Here is a 19,530-nt window from a genome sequence, read left to right on the forward strand (position 1 = left end):
GGCTCGTCAGTCCAGCTTCACCGACACGCCGGTCACGAACAGCAGGTCGCGCGGCCCGTGGCCCACGCCGGGGTCGCTGTCGTAGCGGTAGCTGAGGCCGGCCGTCAGGCTCAGCGCCGCATTCATCGCCACCGCGATGTTGGCGTCGAAGGCGGCGCGGAACTCCCCGCTTTTCTGCAGGTTCGGGAAGAACTGCAGCTTCTGCCGGAAGTCCGTGGTGTCCCACAACTTGTGGGTCGACTCCTCTGCCAGCACCAGCTCGGTGTGCCCGTATTCGCTGCGCATCGCGCCGCCCACCTCCGCAGGGGCGATGTAGCGGTCCTGCGTGTAGCCGACCCCCGCCGAAATGTCCCAGCTCAGCCGCTCGCCGCGAATCAGGTGCCAGCCCGGGCCGCCGTGCACGGAGAAGCGCGACGCGATGTTGGCCGGCCGGTCGCGCAGCGCGTCAGCGCGGCCGAAGGCGAACCACTCCGATGAGAGGTCGCGGTTGTACTGGGTGCCCAGCTGGGTGTTCTCAGTGGTGGTGATGCCCTCGGTGCGGGCGTAGACGCCGCGGCCTGCAAACAGCAGCTTGTCGATCCCGGTGGCGCGCACCGCCTCGCCGGTGATGTTGAGACTGGCGACGTTGCTGTTGCCGGACGAGCGGCTGGCGCCCGCGCCGAAGGCGTAGCGCCATTGGCCGTCGTTCTTGACCGTGGCCTGCGGCCATGCCGCAAGCGGGGCGGCCGAGAGCGCCAGGGCGACGGGCCAGCGGCGCACCGCCGGGCGCACGAAACGTTCGAGCATGAGGACTCCATGGGCGAAAAAGCACACCGGGTGGGGTCGGCAAATGCCGCACCCGCGGTGGCTGCCACGGAGTTAGATCGGTATCAGCGTGTCAGGGCGACACGCCGCGCACCGTGGCGGCGACGTCGGCGTTCATGTTCAGCGGCACCAGCCGCAGGTGCTTGTGCTCGGCGGCGAACACGCGGAACACCTCGTCGGCAAAGCCCTGGCCGATGCGGGTGACCCCTGCGAAGTCGAGCTCGGCAATGCAGAACTCGTGCAGGCGGGTCAGCACACGGCGGGCCTGTGAGCGGGACTCCAGCGGCGTGCCCTGCGCGTCGGCGGCCAGGCGCAGGGGCACCACCGTGCGGTCGAAGCCAAGGGCCGAGTCGCTGGTGCTGTGAGCGCGGTACACCGCCTCGACCGTGCGGGCCGAGTCGAGCGCGATCGACGCGAAGATTGACGTGCCGGGCCGCTGCAGCGGATGCCTGCGCAGCCAGTCCTGGCGGCCCCAGTGGGTGTGCTGGTAGACCACCGTGTTGGCATGCAGGTCGAACACGTCGAACAGGCGCGACGTGAAATACAGGCCGCGGCCGCTGTGCCGCTGCGGCTGCGTGGTCAGCTTGCCCTTGGAGAGCTCCAGCATCGCCTGCTGCGGGTCTTCGATGTCGTAGGCGCTGCGGATGCGGTCGAACACGCCGCAGCCGTCGTCGCTCACCAGCAGGTGCAAATGGGTGCGGTTCTGCCGCATCGAAACCGACACGGTGCTGCCGCTGCTGTGGTCGATGGCGTTGTTGAGCAGTTCGCCGAAGGCATGGCGCGCGATGGCGGCGACGTTCGCCCCGAGCTCGAAACGGTGGGCGAAGTCGCGTGCCCACGGCAGGTGCTCCTCGAGCGTGGCGAGCGGGTAGCTGCGGGTCACCTCGCGCAGCACGCCCGGCCGGTAGACCGGCCGCGAGCGGCTTCCCCCGCGGACCAGCCAGCCTTGCTCGACGAGCCGGGCCAGGCCCTTGCGCGCCGTCGAGCGCGACACGCCGAATCGCTCGGCCGCCGCGCGGCTGAGGCCCTTGGAATGGTCGGTGGCGCCGGTGGTGATCCAGGCGGTGAGGGCGTTGGCGTCCAGTCGCGTCATGGCAGCGGCTCGTTCGGATCGGACCGCCAGTGTGGCCGCCGGGGGCGCCGCCTTGAGCCGGAAAAGCGGTGCAAAACCGGCGTTCATCGGGGCGCTCGTCGAGCCGCCACAGGGCTTGTGAGAGATGTATCAGCCCCTTGTTCCGGGGGCGCTCCAGGGCCGGGGCGAGGTGGGCGCTGGCTACAATTCTTCGAGTTACGAGGCGGTTTCAGCGTACAACGTGTGCGACTGCCGGCTGCACGAGATCTATTCACTTGGGGACCCACCATGCCACTCGTTTCCATGCGCCAGCTGCTGGACCACGCCGCCGAAAACGGCTACGGGATTCCGGCCTTCAACGTCAACAACCTCGAACAGATCCAGGCCGTGATGGCCGCTGCCGATGAAGTAGGCGCCCCGGTCATCCTGCAGGCCAGCGCCGGTGCCCGCAAATACGCCGGCGAGCCCTTCATCAAGCACCTGATCGAAGCGGCCATCGAAAGCTACCCGCACATTCCGCTGGTCATGCACCAGGACCACGGCCAGAGCCCCGACGTGTGCCGCGGCGCCATCAACCTGGGCTTCAGCTCGGTGATGATGGACGGCTCGCTCGAAGCCGACGGCAAGACCATCGCCAGCTACGAATACAACGTCGACGTGACGAAGAAGGTCGTCACCATGGCCCACGAGCTGGGCATCACCGTCGAAGGCGAGCTGGGCTGCCTCGGTTCACTGGAAACCATGCGCGGCGACAAGGAAGACGGCCACGGCACCGAAGCCACCATGACCAAGGAGCAGCTGCTCACCGACCCCGAGCAGGCCGCCGACTTCGTGAAGAAGACGCAGCTCGACGCGCTGGCCATTGCCATCGGCACCAGCCATGGCGCCTACAAGTTCACCCGCAAGCCCACCGGCGACATCCTCGCGATCGATCGCATCAAGGAGATCCACGCCCGCATCCCCAACACCCACCTGGTGATGCACGGCAGCTCCAGCGTGCCGCAGGACCTGCTGGCCGAGATCCGCAAGTACGGTGGCGACATGAAGGAAACCTACGGCGTGCCGGTCGAGGAGATCCAGGAAGCCATCAAGTACGGCGTGCGCAAGATCAACATCGACACCGACATCCGCCTCGCGATGACGGCTGCGGTGCGCAAGTTCCTGTTCGAGAACCCCTCGAAGTTCGACGCCCGCGAATGGCTCAAGCCCGCGCGTGAAGCCGCCAAGCAGATCTGCAAGCAGCGCTACCAGCAGTTCGGCTGCGAAGGGCAGGCCGGTAAAATCAAGCCCCTCGCGCTGGGCGATGTCGCGCAGCGTTACGCCAGCGGTGCGCTGGCGCAGGTGGTGCGCTGAACCAGCAGCCGCTCGCGCCGCACCGGCATCGCAGGCCCGCTCTCGCAGCGGGCCTTTTGTTTTGTTGCTTGCTACTGTCCCATCGGAGATCGCCGTGACCGCCGCCCTGCTCAACAGCTCCATCACTTCCCTGCCCCTGTTGGCGCGTGGCAAGGTGCGCGACAACTACGCCGTGGGCGACAACCGCATCCTCATGATCGCGAGCGACCGTCTCTCGGCCTTCGACGTGATCATGGGCGAGCCCATCCCCGGCAAGGGCGAGCTGCTGACGAAGATGGCCCTGTTCTGGTTCGACAAGCTCAAGGACATCGTTCCCAACCACCTCACCGGCGAGGCGCCGGAGTCGGTGGTCACCGAGGGCGAGCATGCGCAGGTCACCGGCCGCTCGATGCTGGTGAAGCGCCTGAAGCCCATCCCGGTGGAGGCGGTGGTGCGCGGCTACCTGGCCGGCAGCGGCTGGAAGGAATACCAGGAAAGCCGGTCGGTGTGCGGCGTTGCGCTGCCCGCCGGGCTGCGCAACGCGAGCAAGCTGCCCGAGCCCATCTTCACCCCGGCCACCAAGGCCGAGATGGGCGAGCATGACGAGAACATCGACTTCGAGCGCATGGTGGCCATCGTCGGCCGCGACCTGGCCGAGCAGGTGCGCTCGGTGGCCATCAAGCTGTACACCACTGCAGCCGAATTCGCGCTCACCAAGGGCATCATCATTGCCGACACGAAGTTCGAGTTCGGCCTGGACGAGAACCACCAGCTGGTGCTGATGGACGAGGTGCTCACGCCTGACTCCTCGCGCTACTGGCCGGTGGAGGGATATGCCGAAGGCATCAATCCGCCCAGCTACGACAAGCAGTTCGTGCGCGACTGGCTCGAAGCGGTGCGCATCGACGGCCAGCCCTGGCCCAAGAAGGCACCTGCGCCCGCGCTTCCGGCAGACGTTGTCGAACGAACCGCCGCGAAATACCGCGAGGCTTTGACGCGCCTGACCGCCTAGGCGGCGCAGGCGCTGCAGGGGCGGCTCAGAACAAGACCATGCTGAGCTTGCGCCGGTACTGGTCGACCACCGGGTCGTTCGGTGCCACCGCGGCGGACTTGCCGGTCACCTCCAGCGCGCCCTTGGCTTCGGCGGCGGCCGCCGGCTTGGGAGCCGGCTTGCTCATCATCTCGAGCACGGCGACGTAGGTCTTGCGCGCCAGGCCGTCGTTCCAGCCCTTGTCACGCATCAGGATCTCCAGCAGCTCGTCCATCGCCTGCGTGTGGCGGCCGGCCGCGAAGTGGACCTGGGCCAGCTCGTGGCGGGCTTCGAAGTCGCGCTTGTTGGCGGCGAGGGCGGCGGTCAGCGTGTCGGCGCTGCGGGCATGGCCGGCCTTGTCGCAGGCGTCCAGGAACAGGCCCAGCGCAGCGATGCGGCCGTCGATGATGGCCTTGCTGGCCACCGGCTCGTAGGCCATGCGGGCGTCGTCGATGCGGCCGTTCTCCAGCAGCAGCTTCACGTAGTCGAAGCGGGCGGCGTCGTTGGCTGGGTCGATGGCTACAGCCTGCTGCAGGCGGTCGAGTGCCGAAGTCTCGTCGCCTTGCGCCAGCGCTTCCTCGGCTTCCTCGATGCCCGCTTCGGCTTCCAGCTCGTCGAGCGACGGCACGTGCTTGTCGAGGAATTGCCTCACCTGGCCCTCGGGCAGGGCGCCGACGAACCCGTCGACCGGCTGGCCGCCGGCGAAGAGCACGCAGAACGGGATGGACCGCACGCCGAAGGCCTGGCTCAGCTGGCCGGCGATTTCAGGCTGCTCGTCGGAATTGAGCTTGGCGAGCGTGAAGCGGCCGCCATATTCGGCTTCCAGCTTCTCGAGGATGGGGCCGAGCGCCTTGCACGGTCCGCACCAGGGGGCCCAGATGTCGAGCAGCACCGGCTGTGCCATCGAGGCGTTGATGAGGTCGGCTTCGAAGTTCTGGAGCGTGATGTCGATCATGGGGCGCCAACAGGAAGTGACGAGGGAGTGACAGCGTCGTCGGAGATCACAAGGTGGAGGCAGGGGCTGCGAAATCCAGCGACGCCTAAAATCCGGGCTTTTCGCACAGGAGCAGCGCGCCGTGAACAGCACCACGCCCGTGGTGGGCATCGTCATGGGGTCCAGCAGTGACTGGGACACCATGAAAAACGCCGCCGAGATTCTCGCCGACTTCGGCGTGCCCTTCGAAGCGCAGGTGGTTTCGGCACACCGCATGCCCGACGACATGTTCCGCTACGCCGAGGCGGCCGTGGGCCGGGGCCTGAAAGCCATCATCGCCGGTGCCGGCGGTGCGGCCCACCTGCCGGGCATGCTGGCCGCCAAGACGGTGGTGCCCGTGCTCGGCGTGCCGGTGGCCAGCAAGCACCTGCAAGGCGTGGATTCGCTGCATTCCATCGTGCAGATGCCCAAGGGCGTGCCGGTGGCCACCTTCGCCATCGGCGTGGCAGGCGCCGCCAATGCCGCGCTGTTCGCGGTGGCCATGCTGGCCAACGAAGACGCGGCGCTGCGCGCCAGGCTCGAGGCGTTCCGGGCCCGGCAGACCGAAACCGCACGCGCCATGAAGCTGGAGCCGTTGTGAACACCACCGCCTCGTCCCCCACCATCCTTCCGGGCGCCACCCTGGGTGTGCTGGGCGGTGGCCAGCTCGGCCGCATGTTCGTGCACGCTGCCCAGAGCCTGGGCTATGCCACGGCGGTGCTCGACCCGGACGCGGCCAGCCCGGCCGGCCTGGTGGCGCACCAGCACATCCATGCCGACTACCTCGACGACCGAGGGCTCGCCCAGCTGGCCCTGGTGAGCGCTGCCATCACCACCGAATTCGAGAACGTGCCGGCGCGGGCGCTCCAGGCGCTCGCCGCCCACCGACTGGTCGCTCCCGGAGCGGCGGCCGTGGCCATCTGCCAGGACCGTGCCGACGAGAAGGCGCACTTCCAGCGCTGCGGCGTGCCGTGTGCGCCGCACGCCTTGATCGAGACCGCCGACGACCTGTCGCTGGTCAACGAGGGGCTGCTTCCGGGCATCCTCAAGACCCGCCGGCTGGGCTACGACGGCAAGGGCCAGCAGCGCGTCAGCACACGCGCCGAGCTGGCCGCCGCGTGGGACGCCCTGCAGCGTGTGCCCTGCGTGCTGGAGCAGATGCTGCCGCTGGCCTATGAAGTGAGCGTCATCGTGGCGCGCAACGCCGCCGGTGCCGTGGTGCATTTCCCGCTGCAGCAGAACCTGCACCGCGACGGCATCCTCGCCGTGACCACCGTGCCGGCGCCCGACGTGACGCCGGCCCTGCAGGACGAGGCCTGCGCCGCCGCCGAGGCGATCGCCGCGTCGCTGGGCTATGTCGGCGTGCTGTGCGTGGAGTTCTTCGTGCTGACGGACGGCACCCTGGTGGCCAACGAAATGGCCCCGCGCCCGCACAACTCCGGCCACTACACCATCGACGCCTGCGACGTGTCGCAGTTCGAACTGCAGGTGCGGGCCATGACCGGCCTGCCGCTGGTCCCGCCGCGGCTGCATTCGCCGGCCGTGATGCTCAACCTGCTGGGCGACCTCTGGTTCGATGCCGCCGGCCGTGAACGCCCGCCGTCGTGGGACAGGGTGCTGGCGCTGCCCGGCGCGCACCTGCACCTGTACGGCAAGGCGTCGGCCCGGCCCGGGCGCAAGATGGGGCACCTCACCTTCACCGGCCCCACGCCGGCCGCGGCGCGCAACGTGGCGCTGCAGGCGGCCGGGCTGCTCGGTCTGGCGGCCTTCTGAAGATGGCCCGATTGCTGGCAGGCACGGACGCGGCGGCGCTCGGGGAGGCGGCCTCGCGGCTGGCTGCCGGGCAGCTGGTGGCCTTCCCCACCGAAACCGTGTACGGGCTCGGCGCGCGCGCCGACGACGACACGGCCGTCGCCAGGATCTTCGCGGCCAAGGGGCGGCCCGCCGACCACCCGCTCATCGTGCACGTGCCTTCGGCGGAAGCGGCGGCCACGTTCGCCGCGGAGATTCCGCCGGTGGCGCAGCGCCTGATGCAGGCTTTCTGGCCGGGGCCGCTCACGGTGATCGTGCCGCGCCGCGACGGCATGGCGGCTGCGGCCGCCGGCGGGCAGGGCACCGTGGGGCTGCGTTGCCCCAGTCACCCGGTTGCACAGGCGCTGCTGCGCGCCGCTGCGGAGCAGGGCGTCCGCGGAGTGGCGGCGCCCAGCGCCAATCGCTTCGGGCGCGTCAGCCCGACCCTGGCCTCGCATGTGGCGAGCGAGTTCGAGCACGACGACGTGCTGGTGCTCGATGGCGGCGCCTGCGAGGTGGGCATCGAGTCCAGCATCGTCGATTGCTCGCGCGGCTATCCGGTGCTGCTGCGCCCGGGCCGGCTCACCGCCGCCGAGATCGAGGCGGCCGCCGCAGAGCCTCTGCGCGAACGTGACGATCAGGCGCCGAGGGCGTCGGGCACGCTCGCAGCGCACTATGCGCCGCGCGCCAAGGTGCGGCTCATGGACGCGGCGCAATTGCGCAGCGCACTCGATGTCGCCGGGGAGGCCTTGGCGAAACAGTCGCCCCCGACCGTGGCGGTATATTCCCGCAGCGTCCGGCCGGGCCGGGGCATCGTGCACCGGACCATGCCCGATCGGGCGGCCGCGGCCGCCCACGAACTGTTTGCCGTGCTGCGCGAGCTCGATGCTTCGGGCGTGCAGCTCATCTGGGTCGAGGAGCCGCCGCCAGCCGCCGAATGGGACGGTGTGCGCGACCGGCTCGCCCGCGCGGCCGCCGCCTGAGGCGCTGCGCCCCGGCCCCCGTTTTCTACCTGGAGTCTGAATTGAAGTTTCGCGAAGTCCTGTGCCGGTCTGCCCTTGGCGTGATGGCCGCGTTGTCGGTCACGCTGCTGGTCGCCTGCGGCGGCGGTGAACGTGTCGATCCCTTCGTGCCCCAGAAGATCGTGGCCTTCGGCGACGAGTCGAGCTACATCGCAAGCGACGGGCGCAAGTACACCATCAACGCCTTCAACACCGCCACGCCGCCGGTCCTGGACTGCAAGCTCAACCCGATCTGGGTGCAGTACCTCGCGGCGAGCTTCGGCATGTCGTTCCAGCAGTGTCCGCCCAATGCTCAGACCACCACGTTCGATGCGGTGAACCTGGCGGCCGCCAACGCCCGGGTGGCTGACGTCAGAGGGGCGATCGACAACTACCTGGCCAGCAACACCGTCAATTCGAAGCACCTGTTCACCGTGTATGCGGGTCAGAACGACGTGATTGCGGTCTTCGAAGATGCTTCGATCTCCAACAAGGTGGCCGCCGTCGAAGCCATTGGCGAGGCGCTGGCGCAGCAGGTGAACAGGCTCGCCCTTGCAGGTGGCCGCGTCCTGTTCGTGCCGATCCCCGACGTGAGTCTCACTCCCTATGCGCGGCAGCAGAGCGCCGAGAACCAGGCACTGCTCAAGACGATGAGCGCGCAGTTCAACACCAAGCTGATCCGTTTCGTGATCAATGACGGCCGCGCGATCGGGCTCGTGTCGGCTGAAGAGATGAGCCAGGTCATCGCCGCCAACCCTGCTTTCTATGGCTACACGAACGTCACGGCGGCTGCATGCTCGGCGTCGATGCCGGCCTGCACGAACGTCGACGCGGACCTGATCGAAAGCGCCCGCGCCAACAAGGGCGCCTCGTTCTTCTGGTCCGGTGACCGCTACCTGTCGCCCGCAGCCCACGTGCGCCTCGGCCAGATCGCCGATACGCGTACCCGCAACAATCCGTTCTGACCCGCACGCGCCACGCAAGGGCCCGCACCCCGGGGGGTGTCGGGCCCTTGCCCTTTGTGCGTTCCGCCCTGGAGCTAGAGGCAACTCTCCACTTGCCGCCTGCTGCGGGTTATTCCTCGTGCCGGCCTGTGGGGCGCCGCTCGTATAGTCGCCCGCTCAAAACGAACGTTCGTTCTATTGCGTATTGCGCCAGCGGCTTGTCAACGAGAGGGCTTTGCATGAACACCAACCTGATCCGAACCTGGGCTGCCGTGTCGGCGGCGGTCCTTGCACTGGCCGCTTGCGGCGGCGGTGAAGACGACGACGCGCCGCCGGCGCGCGGCACCATCGTGACGGCGCAGCTCGTCGGCCAGGCGACCGCTGCGCAGATCGACGCCGGCACCAATGCTTCGGGCCTGCAGCCGCTGTCGGGCCTGGCCAAGTGCGGCGTGGACGTTCGCTACGTGCTCTACATCACCCGCGATCCGGCCGGACAGCCGCAGACCGCCTCTGCCGGCGTGCTGGTGCCCAGCGGCACGCATGCCGACTGCACCGGCAACCGTCCGGTCGTGCTGTACGCCCACGGCACGACCACGACGAAGTCCAAGAACATGGCCAACATCTCGGCCGACAGCGAGGCCTCGATGATGGCCGCGATGTATGCGGCACAGGGCTTCATCGTCGTGGCGCCGAACTACCTGGGCTACGACCGGTCGTCGCTGCAGTACCACCCGTACCTGAACGCCGAGGCCCAGGCGGTGGACATGATCGACGGCCTGCGTGCCGCCAAGACGCACCTCAACGCGGCCAGCACGGTCAAGCCGTCGGCCCACCTGCTCATCACCGGCTATTCGCAAGGCGGGCACGTCGCCATGGCCACCCACAAGGTGATGCAGCGCGACTACTCGAGCGAGTTCACCGTCACGGCCGCCGGTCCGATGTCGGGCCCCTACAACCTGGTCGGCTTCGGCGACGTCGTCACGTCCCCGGGCGGTCAGGTGAACGCCGGCGCAACGCTCTTCGTGCCGCTGCTGCTCACCAGCTACCAGAAGTCCTACGGCAACATCTATGCGGCGCCCTCTGACGCCTACCAGGCGCCGTATGCCGCCACGGCCGAGACGCTGTTCCCGACAGACACCCCCATCAGCCAGCTGATCGCCGAAGGCAAGCTGCCCAACGACCCGACCTTCACCGCGCTGTTCGGCACCGGCGGCCTGCTGACCGACAGCTTCCGCGCCGGCTACCAGACCGGCAACTACCGCAAGGCCCTCGAGACCAACACGCTGCTCGGCTGGACGCCCGCCCGTCCGGTCGCGCTGTGCGGCGGTGCGCAGGATCCCACGGTGTTCTGGGCGGTCAACTCGCCGGTCACGCAGGCCGACTTCGCCTCCCGCGGCGTCAACGTGCCGGCCTTCGACCTCGAGTCCCGCGCCTCGCTGCCCGCCGGCGCCACGGGAGACTTGATCTATGGCGCCTTCCAGACGCGCAAGGCAGCTGCGGGCGCCAACGCGCAGGCCCAGTACCACGGCACGCTGGTGCCGCCGTTCTGCACGGCGCTGGTCCGCGGCTTCTTCCTGCAGGTGCTGGCCAGCGGCCAGTGATGCCCGCGCCCACATCAAGGAGACACCCATGCAACACAAGACCATCCTGAGTGCCCTGGCGCTGGCCGGCCTGGGCGCCGCCGCGGCGGCACAGACGCAGACCCACACCGTGACGATCGGCGGCGCCTTCATCGACGTGCACTCCAAGGCGCCGCCGCTGCACAGCACGCCGCCCACGCTGCCCCCGGGCGCAGAGGCGCGCATCGAGGTGGACGACGCCAAGACCGTGGTGTTCGGCTACGAGTACCGCTTCACGCCGCAGTGGGGCCTCGAGGCCGCCCTCGGCATCCCGCCGGAGCACAAGACCTACGGCCGCGACTTCATCGAGGCCTTCGGGCACATCTCGTCGGTCAAGCAGGTCGCGCCCACGGTGTTCGTGAACTACCACTTCAACGACGTGCTGCCCAAGTTCAGCCCGTTCGTGGGCCTGGGCATCAACTACACCAAGTTCACCGACGCACGCAGCACCCCGTCGGGCAATGCCGCCAGCGGCGGCCCGACGCGCATCAAGCTGAGCGACTCCTGGGGCCTGGCCGGCCACGTGGGCTTCTCCTACGAGCTCGCGCCGCAGTGGTCGCTGGTGGGCACCATCGCGACCGCCAAGGTCAAGAGCGACGTGACCGCCACCACGACCACCACCACCGGCGACATCGTGCGCACCACCACGATCGACTTCCGGCCGGTGGCCTACACGCTCAGCGTGGGCTACAGCTTCTGATTGGCGGCCACAGGCGCGACACGAGCATCGATACGAGGGTTTCACGCAGGCCTTAAGGGGGCCTGCGGATACAGGGCCGCCGGGACTGCGAAACATGCAGGTCCGGCGGCCTCTTCTTTTGGGGCAGGGCGTCAGCCGGTGCGCTGCGTGCGCCGCCCGTAGACCAGCTTCATGGCCAGGATGCTCACCGCCAGCCCCAGCGTGACGGCGTTCGAGACGATCAGCGGCCAGGACTCCAGCAGCAGGCCGTAGAACAGCCACAGCGACACACCGCCGGTGAAGGCGCAATACATGCCGAGCGACACGCCGCTCACGTCCCGCGTGCGAAGGCTCAGCAGGGCCTGGGGCACGAAGGCGAAGGTGGTGAGGCCGGCGGCGGCGAAGCCCAGCCAGTCGATGATGTGAGGCGTCATGGTCTGCAGCAGTGATGCGGGCTGTTGTCGTCGGCGGTCCATTGCACGAGCGCGTCGAGAACGGGCCGTGCGGCGTTGGCGTCGGGGTGGTTGACGATGGCGACGAACACGTAGCGCCGGCCCGATGCCCCCAGCACCACGCCAGCCAGCGCGGCCACGTCGCGCAGCGAGCCGGTCTTGAGGTGGGCACGCCCGGTGGCCTGGCCCCACAGGCGCTCTGGCCGGCGCGTCGTGCCGTCGACGCCGGTCACCGGCAGCGAACTCAGCAGCTCCGGCATCACCGGGCTGGCCCAGGCGGCCTGCAGCAGGCGCGACAGGCAGCCCGCGGTGGCCAGCGAATGGCGCGACAGGCCCGAGCCGTTGTCGATCACCAGGTCCTGCGGCAGGCAGCGCGCGCGCTCGCGGGCATGGGCCGACACGAGTTCCCGGGCGGCCCGCGGATCCCCCGCGCCGCGCTGCACCAGCGCCAGCGTGAGGAACAGCTGCTGCGCCATCACGTTGTTGCTGAATTTGTTGATGTCGCGCACGGCCTCGGCCAGCGGGGGCGACGTGAACTCGAACGTGGGCGGCACGTCGCGCGGCGCCGGGCCGTCGCGCACCTGCCCCTTGAGCATGCCGCCAAGGGCCTGCCATTGCTGCTGCAGCAGCCGTGCGTTGTAGCTGGCCGGGTCGGCGTAGGCCACGGGCCAGGTGCGCTCGCCGCAGGCGGCGGGGTAGCTGCCGGCCAGGCGGATGCGTGCCGGGTCGGAAAGGTCTGCCTTCAGCGCGCCGCGCCAGTCGCCGCAGGCGTCGGCGCTCAGCGGCACGGTCGGGTCGAGCGCCACGCCTGCCAGCACCGGTTCGCTCGTCACCTGCGCCACGCCCAGCGACGGGTCGGGTCGCACGCGCAGCACCAGGCTCTTGTAATTGAGCAGCAGGGCATCGGGCTGCACATTGCCCGGGCGGTAGGGCTCTCCGTCGAAGTCGCCGGGGTGGGTGTCGGGCTGCATGAAGGCGCTGCGGTCGAGCAAGATGTCGCCGGCGATCTCCTGCACGCCCAGCTGCCGCACCCGCGACAGCAGCAGCCAGCTGCGCTCCATCACGAGCTTCGGGTCGCCGCGACCCTGGATGAACAGCGGGCCTTCGAGCACGCCGTTGCGAACCGGCCCGCCCAGCCACACCGGCGTTGCCCAGGTATAGGCCGGACCGAGCTGCTCGAGCGCCGCGAAGGTGCTGAACAGCTTCATCAGGGAGGCCGGGTTCATCGGCACGTCGGGCTGGTGCGCCAGCCGCGGGATGGCGGTGCCGCCGACGTCGCTCACCACCACCGCCAGCGCATCGGCCGGCAGCCTGGCCTGGCGCAGCGCCGCCTGCACCGCGGGCGGCAGTTCGGCGGCCAGCGCGGGCGCCGCGCACAGCAGCGCCGCTGCGGCCCAACACAGGACACGTCGTATCACAACCGGCATCGGCCGATGATACGGGGCAGACCCTAAACTTCGCGCATGCCCGCTGCTTCGCCCCGCCTCCTCGTGCTCGACACCGCCACCGAGACCTTGCACCTCGGGCTCGTCGTCGGCGAGCAGGTGCACGCGCATGCAGCCGAGGGCGGCGCCGTGGCCTCGGCGACCCTGTTGCCGGCCGTGCTGCGGCTGCTGGCCGATGCCGGCTTGGGGCCGGCGCAGCTCGATGCCATCGGCTTCGGCCGCGGGCCAGGTGCCTTCACCGGCCTGCGCACGGCCTGCGCGGTGGCCCAGGGGCTTGCCTTCGGCGTGCAGCGCCCCGTGATCCCGATCGAGACGCTGCTGGCGGTGGCCGAGCATGCGCGTGCGCAGGGTGCAGGCCCGGAGGTCTGGGCGCTCAACGATGCGCGCATGGGCGAGATCTACGCGGCGCGGTATTCGCACCGGGCCGGCGTGTGGCAGGTGGTGGAGCCGCCGGGCTTGTATTCGCCCGCGGCGCTGCTGGAACGGCTGGCGCGGGAGCCGGCGGATGTGGCTCTGGCCGGCAACGCGCTCGTGGTGCATGCGCAGGCGCTGGCAGCCGAGGCGGCGCGACCGCGCTGGCCGCAGGCCGCGCCCAATGCAGCGGCGCTGGCCGCGCTCGCGCGCACGGCCTGGGCCAGAGGCGAGACGGTGGATGCATCGCAGGCTCTGCCCCTGTACGTGCGCGACAAGGTGGCGCTCACCACCGCCGAGCGAGAGGCGAAGGCGGCATGAATGCGGTCGTGAAACCGCGCCGCCTGCTGCTGCGGCCGATGCTGGTGGCGGACCTCGACGCGGTGCTGGCGATCGAGCAGGTGGCCTACTCGCACCCATGGACCCGCGGCAACTTCATCGATTCACTGCACGCCGGCTACCTGGCGCAGACCCTGCGCGACGATGCCGGCATGCTGGTGGGCTACTACCTGGCGATGCCGGGTGTCGACGAGATGCACCTGCTCAACATCACGGTGGCTCCGGCCTGGCAGGGCCAGGGTCATGCGCGCCACATGCTCGACGCGCTGTGCCAGGCCTGCCTCGAGCGCGCATTGCACAAGCTGTGGCTCGAAGTTCGTGTGAGCAACGAGCGGGCCCTGCAGCTCTATGAGCGCTACGGTTTCGCGCGCATGGGCCTGCGTCGCGACTACTACCCGTTCAACAACACGCAACGCGAAGACGCGGTCCTGATGGGCCTGGACATCGCGGAGGCAGGAGCACCATGAGCTGGACCGAACGGCAGCAGGCCATGCTGCAGGAGATCGGCATCCGCTTGTGGCTGCCGCCCGAGGCGCAGCCCGCGGCGGATGCCGCCCCGGCCCGGCCGGCACCGGGGAGCGAGCAGGTCGCAGGGCCTGCCGCACCCCGCCTGGAGCCGTCGGTGCAGCCGGCGCCAATGGTGGCCCGCGGTGCGCGCCCGACGGGGGTGGAGCAGATGGACTGGCCCGCGCTGCGTGAAGCGGTGGCCGGCTGCACCGCCTGCAAGCTGTGCCAGTCGCGCAAGAACACGGTGTTCGGCGTCGGCAGCGAAGAAGCCCACTGGATGGTGGTGGGCGAGGCCCCGGGCGAGCAGGAAGACAGGCAAGGCGAGCCCTTCGTCGGCAAGGCGGGGCAGTTGCTCGACAACATGCTGGCGGCCATTGGCCTGTCGCGCGGCGAGCCGCCGCCGGTGCCAGGCGAAGGGCCGGCCGGTCCCGAGCGGCGGGTGTTCATCGCCAACGTGCTGAAGTGCCGCCCGCCGGGCAACCGCAACCCCGAGCCCGAGGAGGTGGCGCAATGCGAGCCCTTCCTGCGCCGGCAGGTCGAGCTGGTGAAGCCGAGGATCATCCTGGCGATGGGACGCTTCGCGGTGCAGTCGCTGCTGCAGACCACCGAACCCATCGGACGCCTGCGCGGCAAGCCGCATCGCTATGCCGGTGTGCCGGTGATCGTGACCTATCACCCCGCCTACCTGCTGCGAAACCTGCCGGACAAGGCGCGCGCCTGGGAAGACCTGTGCCTCGCGCGCGAGCTGATGCGGGCCTCGCGCGACTGAGCGGGAGGCACCGGAATGTGGGGGCGGCCTTCCCACTCCTAGGGGTAACGACGGGGGAAGGCGCTGACTATCATGGGTTTCACGCGGTAGCTGTTGCCGCGCGGGGAGTGTTGTTGCATGGCCCTCGGCGAAACGTTCCGCGCCAATGACGAAGGCGCCTGCTGGGATGTACTGCCCAGCAGCATCCTGCTGCTCGCGGCCGACGGCAGCGCCAGCTTCGTGAACCGCAGCTTCTGCGACTTCGCGTCCTCCACGCGCGATGCGGCGCTCGGCATGGGCTGGCTCGAGCTGCTCGCGCCCGAGTCGCGCGAGCGTGTCGTCGCGGCCGCCGGACGCGCCCGGGACTTCATGCTGCAACTGCGCATTCGGCGCTCCGGCCAGGACGACGTGGCGGCGGAATCCTGGGTCAACATGGCCGGCCGCTGGCTCGACGAGCGCCGCGCGCATGTGTGCGTGCTGCATGACGTGTCCACCGCCAAGCGGGTGGAGCGCGCGATGACGATGCAGGCGGAGCAGTTTCGCCAGCTCACCAACAACGTGCCGGCCATGGTGGCCTACTACGACCGCGACGGCTTCTGCCGCTTTGCCAACAAGGCCTATGCCGGCACCTTCGGCTTGAGCGAGGAGAGCATCCTCGGCCTCACCTTCGCAGAAATCATCGGCGAGGAAGCGGCCCGCGAGGTGCAGCCTTCCATCGACGAGGTGAACGAGAAGAGCCGCGCGGTCACCTATGTGCGCCAGCTGAGCGGGCCCGACGGCTCACGGCGCTGGATCGAAGTCAACGTGCTGCCCCATCTGGGGCCCGACGGCAAGCCCTCCGGCGCCTTCGTGATCGTCACCGACATCACCGAGCACCGCCGCGCCGCGGAAGCCGTGCGCGAGTCCGAGGAGCGCCTGAACAAGTTCATGCAGGCCAGCGCCGAAGGCATCGTGTTCCACAAGGAAGGCACGATCGTCGATGCCAACCCCGCTGCCTGCCAGCTGCTCGGCTATTCGCTGGAAGACGTGCGAGGCCGTCGCACGCTCGACTTCGTGGCGCCCGATCACGCCGCGAAGATGGCCTCGGTGACGGCGAGCGGGCTCGACACCGCCTACGAAAGCGTGCTGCTGCACAAGGACACCAGCCGCATCCCTGTCGAGCTGATCGTGCGCAGCATGGCGTTCGGCGACGAGCGCCTGCGCATGGCGGTGGTGCGCGACCTGCGCGACCGCCACGCGGCCCAGGCGCGCATCCAGCACCTGGCCCACCATGACGCGCTCACCGGCCTGCCCAACCGCATGTACTTCATGGAGCAGCTCGGCCACCAGATCTCGCTGGCGCACAACGGCGCCACGCAGATGGCGCTGCTCTTCATCGACCTCGACCACTTCAAGCGCGTCAACGATTCCCTCGGCCACCTGGTGGGCGATGCGTTGCTGCAGACGGTGGCGGCCCGCATCTCGGCCTGCCTGCGCACGACCGACCTGGTGGCGCGTTTCGGAGGCGACGAGTTCATGGTGCTGCTGCCCGGCGTCACGCACCGCAGCGACGTGGCCGAGGTGGCCGTCAAGCTGCTCACCGCCATCGAGGTGCCGGTCGATGCCGACGGCCGCGCCATCTCGGTCACGCCGTCGGTGGGCATCGCGATGTTCCCCCACGACGGCGAGTCGCCCACCGACCTCATCAAGCATGCCGACACCGCGATGTACCTGGCCAAGTCGCGCGGGCGGGCCAACTACCAGTTCTTCGACCCGGCCACGGCGAGCGCGGCCTACGCGGCGCTGGTCATGGAAAGCCAGCTCGCGCTGGCCATCGAGCGCAACGAGTTCCTGCTGCACTTCCAGCCGCAGGTGCGCGCCACCGACGGCGTGTTCGCAGGCGTCGAGGCGCTGATCCGCTGGAACCACCCCGAGCGCGGCCTGCTCTGGCCCGATGCCTTCATCCCGCTGGCCGAACAGCGCCGTCTCATGCTGCCGATCGGCCAATGGGTCCTGCGTGCAGCCGCGCGGTGTGCCAAGCGCTGGCGCGCCATGGGGCTGGCGGAGGTGCCGATGGCGGTCAACCTGTCGAGCATGCAGTTCCACGCCAGCAACTTCCTCGAAGTGATCGAGCAGGTGCTGCGCGAGGAAAAGATCCCCGGCGCCTGGCTCGAACTGGAGCTCACCGAGCGCATGCTGATGGACGACGTGGGGTCGGTGCGCCAGGTGCTGCACCAGCTCAAGGCCATGGGCATCCGCATCTCGGTCGATGATTTCGGCACCGGCTATTCGTCGCTGGCTCACCTGAAGGACCTGCCGATCGACCGCATGAAGATCGACCGCTCCTTCGTCAACGGCCTGCCGCAGGAACGCGGCTCGGCCGCCATCGCGCGTGCCGTGGTGCAGATGGCCAAGGGGCTGGGCATTTCGGTCATCGCCGAGGGGGTGGAAACGCCCGCGCAGCGGCGTTTCCTGGCTGACGAAGGCTGCGACGAACTGCAGGGCGACCTCATCAGCCCGCCGCTCAGCGCGGCCGGGCTCGAGTCGTGGGCGGCGGCGCATGGCAGCGCAAGGCAGGCCGCCGTGCATCGCAGTCCGTGAGCGGGACGAACGCTGCCGATCCGGGTGCTCGCGCCCTGAGCGAACTGCGCTGGCTGCTGCTGTCGCCGCCGTTGCTGTCGGCCGCCGCCGGCGGCGGTGCCGGCATCCAGGCGTTCAGTCCGGGGGAGCGCAAAGCCATCGAGCAGTGGCTGGACGGCCTGTCGCAGGACACCACGCCGCTACTGTCTCAACTCGAGGCTTCCCGCCCCGCACATGGCGGGGCCCTGCGGCTGGGCCGGCGAGCTGAACGGCTGCTGGAATTTTTTCTGCGCCACGGTCCGACCCACCGCCTGGTGGCTGCGAACCTGCCGCTTCGACAGGCCACGTCGCCCGGTGACGACCGCACCACGCGCGGTGAAATCGACTTCCTGCTTGAAGACGCGCAGGGCACCGGCTGGCACTGGGAGCTGGCCGTGAAGTTCTTTCTCTGCACGGCGCGCGGACCGTCGGCCATGACCGGCCAATTCGTGGGGCCTGACCGCGTCGAGATGCTGAGCGCCAAGCTGCACAAGCTGTTTACCCGCCAGCTGGCGCATGCCGCGCCGCCGCCGCACGACCGTCGCACCTGGAAGCCGGCCGCCTATACCCGCGGCTGGATGTTCTACCGGCATGGGGATCCGGTACCCCAGTGTGCCGAGCTGGCGGCCCACCATGGCCGCGGCTGGTGGATCGCCCGCGAGCAAGCGCAGGACCTGCCGCCCGGGAGCTACCGACTGGTGTTGCGTGCGCACTGGATGGAAGCCGCGCCGCCGGGCGACGACCTCGAGCGCAATGCGCTGCTGGCCTGCATCGACCGGCAGTGGGCTTCGCCGCCGCCGCGAGGGGCCAGGCGGTGGCCCAGCGCCCAGATGGTGTGGCACGTGCCATCCGGAGAGCGCGGCTTCATCGTGCCGCCCGGGTGGGATCAGTCCGCTTGAGCGCGTCAGCTGCCCTGCTGGGCCACAGCACGCTGGCAATGGCTGCCACCATCAGGCCCATCGCCGTCCAGTCCTGCCAATGCAGCACCTCGTTCAGCCACCAGGCGCCGCTGAAGGTGCCGAGCACGGGGATGAACATCACGCTGAGCGTTGACGCCACCGGTGGCAGCGTGCGCGCCAGGAAGAACCAGGCCGCGTGTGCGAAGCCGAAGATCAGCACCGCGTTGTAGCCGACGGCGAACCAGGCCTGGGCGTCAGGAGCGTGCCAGCGTTCGCGCTCGAAAGCGGTGGCCAGCACCGTCATCAGCACGCTGGTCGCGGCCGTCATCCAGAACGCGATGGCCAGCGTCGGCGCGGCGATGGAGGTGCTTCGCAGGCGCTGGGTGCCATAGGCCCAGGTGGCGGCAGCCAGCAGCATGCCGACGGCGCCCCACGGCCGGCCGGCCATCGAGGCCACTTCATGCCACAGGAGCAGTGCGACGCCCAGGGTTGCTGCGGCCACGCCCGCGAGCTGGCGCGGTGCCAGCCGCTGGCCGAACAGCGCCCAGCCCCACAGGGCCGAAAAGATCGGCATCGTGTAGCCGAGGATGGCGGCCCGGCCCGAGGACAGCGCCTGCACCGCCAGGATGGCCACGACGTGCCATACCAGCATGTTGCTGAAGGTGAGGCTGGCCAGTTCTCGCCACTGCGAGCGCGGTATGCCGAACGGCACGCGCAGCACCAGCAATGCGAGGCCCAGCAGCGGCAGTCCCAGCCACATCGACACCGCACGAAACGAAAGCGGTGGGAAGTGCGAGACGCCGAGCTTCATGACCGGCCAGTTCAGTCCCCAGCTCAGCGTGAGCAGGACGAGGATGACCGCATGGCGCGGGGTGAAGACGCTCAT

19 protein-coding genes are annotated in these 19,530 nt (G+C 69.4%); 13 read left to right on the forward strand and 6 right to left on the reverse strand.

Annotated elements, in window-relative coordinates; all coding sequences use genetic code 11:
• Positions 1 to 6: 6 nt before the first annotated feature.
• Positions 7 to 786 (reverse strand): DUF481 domain-containing protein, encoded by a 780-nt coding sequence (locus E8D38_RS13360; protein WP_140631066.1) that lies wholly within the window; start codon positions 784 to 786, stop codon positions 7 to 9.
• A 91-nt stretch (positions 787 to 877) separates the two neighbouring features.
• Positions 878 to 1,897, reverse strand: coding sequence for an STAS-like domain-containing protein (locus E8D38_RS13365; RefSeq protein ID WP_181179125.1), 1,020 nt, complete (start codon positions 1,895 to 1,897; stop codon positions 878 to 880).
• Between the two features lie 267 nt (positions 1,898 to 2,164).
• On the opposite strand from E8D38_RS13365, the gene fba reads away from it, so the two are divergent.
• Positions 2,165 to 3,229 carry a class II fructose-bisphosphate aldolase gene (gene fba / locus E8D38_RS13370; RefSeq protein WP_140631072.1) on the forward strand — a complete coding sequence of 355 codons (1,065 nt, stop codon included), beginning with the start codon at positions 2,165 to 2,167 and terminating at the stop codon, positions 3,227 to 3,229.
• A 94-nt stretch (positions 3,230 to 3,323) separates the two neighbouring features.
• The gene (locus tag E8D38_RS13375; RefSeq protein ID WP_246099474.1) at positions 3,324 to 4,220 is read left to right on the forward strand and encodes a phosphoribosylaminoimidazolesuccinocarboxamide synthase; all 897 of its coding nucleotides are present in this window, start codon (positions 3,324 to 3,326) and stop codon (positions 4,218 to 4,220) included.
• Between the two features lie 25 nt (positions 4,221 to 4,245).
• Here E8D38_RS13375 and E8D38_RS13380 read toward each other — a convergent pair whose 3' ends face one another.
• Positions 4,246 to 5,193: a tetratricopeptide repeat protein gene (locus tag E8D38_RS13380; protein ID WP_140631077.1), complete on the reverse strand. Its 948-nt coding sequence runs from the start codon at positions 5,191 to 5,193 to the stop codon at positions 4,246 to 4,248.
• Positions 5,194 to 5,347: 154 nt separating this feature from the next.
• Here E8D38_RS13380 and purE point away from each other — a divergent pair, with 154 nt between their 5' ends.
• The 6 genes from purE (at position 5,348) to E8D38_RS13410 (ending at position 11,266) form a co-directional block, all read left to right on the forward strand.
• Positions 5,348 to 5,812: a 5-(carboxyamino)imidazole ribonucleotide mutase gene (gene purE / locus E8D38_RS13385; protein ID WP_140631254.1), complete on the forward strand. Its 465-nt coding sequence runs from the start codon at positions 5,348 to 5,350 to the stop codon at positions 5,810 to 5,812.
• Positions 5,809 to 6,984, forward strand: a complete 1,176-nt coding sequence (locus tag E8D38_RS13390; protein ID WP_140631080.1) for a 5-(carboxyamino)imidazole ribonucleotide synthase — start codon at positions 5,809 to 5,811, stop codon at positions 6,982 to 6,984. The genes purE and E8D38_RS13390 overlap by 4 nt, the downstream gene beginning before the upstream one ends.
• A 2-nt stretch (positions 6,985 to 6,986) precedes the next feature.
• Positions 6,987 to 7,985 (forward strand): L-threonylcarbamoyladenylate synthase, encoded by a 999-nt coding sequence (locus E8D38_RS13395; protein ID WP_140631084.1) that lies wholly within the window; start codon positions 6,987 to 6,989, stop codon positions 7,983 to 7,985.
• A 41-nt stretch (positions 7,986 to 8,026) separates the two neighbouring features.
• Positions 8,027 to 8,968 (forward strand): SGNH/GDSL hydrolase family protein, encoded by a 942-nt coding sequence (locus E8D38_RS13400; protein ID WP_140631089.1) that lies wholly within the window; start codon positions 8,027 to 8,029, stop codon positions 8,966 to 8,968.
• Between the two features lie 218 nt (positions 8,969 to 9,186).
• Positions 9,187 to 10,548, forward strand: a complete 1,362-nt coding sequence (locus tag E8D38_RS13405) for an alpha/beta hydrolase family protein (RefSeq protein WP_140631094.1) — start codon at positions 9,187 to 9,189, stop codon at positions 10,546 to 10,548.
• Positions 10,549 to 10,576: 28 nt separating this feature from the next.
• On the forward strand, positions 10,577 to 11,266 hold the full coding sequence (locus E8D38_RS13410; protein ID WP_140631101.1) for an OmpW/AlkL family protein: 690 nt from the start codon (positions 10,577 to 10,579) through the stop codon (positions 11,264 to 11,266).
• Positions 11,267 to 11,397: 131 nt separating this feature from the next.
• Here the strand turns inward: E8D38_RS13410 and E8D38_RS13415 are convergent, their stop codons facing one another.
• Positions 11,398 to 11,679, reverse strand: coding sequence for a SemiSWEET transporter (locus E8D38_RS13415; protein ID WP_140631108.1), 282 nt, complete (start codon positions 11,677 to 11,679; stop codon positions 11,398 to 11,400).
• Positions 11,676 to 13,124, reverse strand: a complete 1,449-nt coding sequence (gene dacB / locus E8D38_RS13420; RefSeq protein WP_140631113.1) for a D-alanyl-D-alanine carboxypeptidase/D-alanyl-D-alanine endopeptidase — start codon at positions 13,122 to 13,124, stop codon at positions 11,676 to 11,678. The genes E8D38_RS13415 and dacB overlap by 4 nt, the downstream gene beginning before the upstream one ends.
• Before the next feature lie 36 nt (positions 13,125 to 13,160).
• On the opposite strand from dacB, the gene tsaB reads away from it, so the two are divergent.
• The 5 genes from tsaB to E8D38_RS13445 all read left to right on the forward strand — a co-directional run bounded on the left by tsaB (position 13,161) and on the right by E8D38_RS13445 (position 18,644).
• Complete coding sequence (gene tsaB / locus E8D38_RS13425; protein WP_140631118.1) at positions 13,161 to 13,874, forward strand: tRNA (adenosine(37)-N6)-threonylcarbamoyltransferase complex dimerization subunit type 1 TsaB; 714 nt, start codon at positions 13,161 to 13,163, stop codon at positions 13,872 to 13,874.
• An 8-nt stretch (positions 13,875 to 13,882) separates the two neighbouring features.
• On the forward strand, positions 13,883 to 14,359 hold the full coding sequence (gene rimI / locus E8D38_RS13430; RefSeq protein ID WP_342779540.1) for a ribosomal protein S18-alanine N-acetyltransferase: 477 nt from the start codon (positions 13,883 to 13,885) through the stop codon (positions 14,357 to 14,359).
• The gene (locus E8D38_RS13435; protein WP_140631126.1) at positions 14,356 to 15,168 is read left to right on the forward strand and encodes a uracil-DNA glycosylase; all 813 of its coding nucleotides are present in this window, start codon (positions 14,356 to 14,358) and stop codon (positions 15,166 to 15,168) included. Before rimI ends, E8D38_RS13435 begins: the two co-directional genes overlap by 4 nt.
• A gap of 117 nt (positions 15,169 to 15,285) precedes the next feature.
• Entirely contained in the window at positions 15,286 to 17,727 is a 2,442-nt protein-coding gene (locus tag E8D38_RS13440) for an EAL domain-containing protein (protein ID WP_140631130.1), read from the forward strand.
• Positions 17,724 to 18,644: a DUF1853 family protein gene (locus tag E8D38_RS13445; protein ID WP_181179127.1), complete on the forward strand. Its 921-nt coding sequence runs from the start codon at positions 17,724 to 17,726 to the stop codon at positions 18,642 to 18,644. Before E8D38_RS13440 ends, E8D38_RS13445 begins: the two co-directional genes overlap by 4 nt.
• Here E8D38_RS13445 and E8D38_RS13450 read toward each other — a convergent pair.
• Positions 18,610 to 19,530 carry a DMT family transporter gene (locus E8D38_RS13450; protein WP_140631142.1) on the reverse strand — a complete coding sequence of 307 codons (921 nt, stop codon included), beginning with the start codon at positions 19,528 to 19,530 and terminating at the stop codon, positions 18,610 to 18,612. The two genes, E8D38_RS13445 and E8D38_RS13450, sit on opposite strands and share 35 nt — an antisense overlap.

The sequence above is a fragment of the Methylibium rhizosphaerae genome (assembly GCF_006386545.1).
GTDB classification, from domain to species: domain Bacteria; phylum Pseudomonadota; class Gammaproteobacteria; order Burkholderiales; family Burkholderiaceae_C; genus Pseudorivibacter; species Pseudorivibacter rhizosphaerae.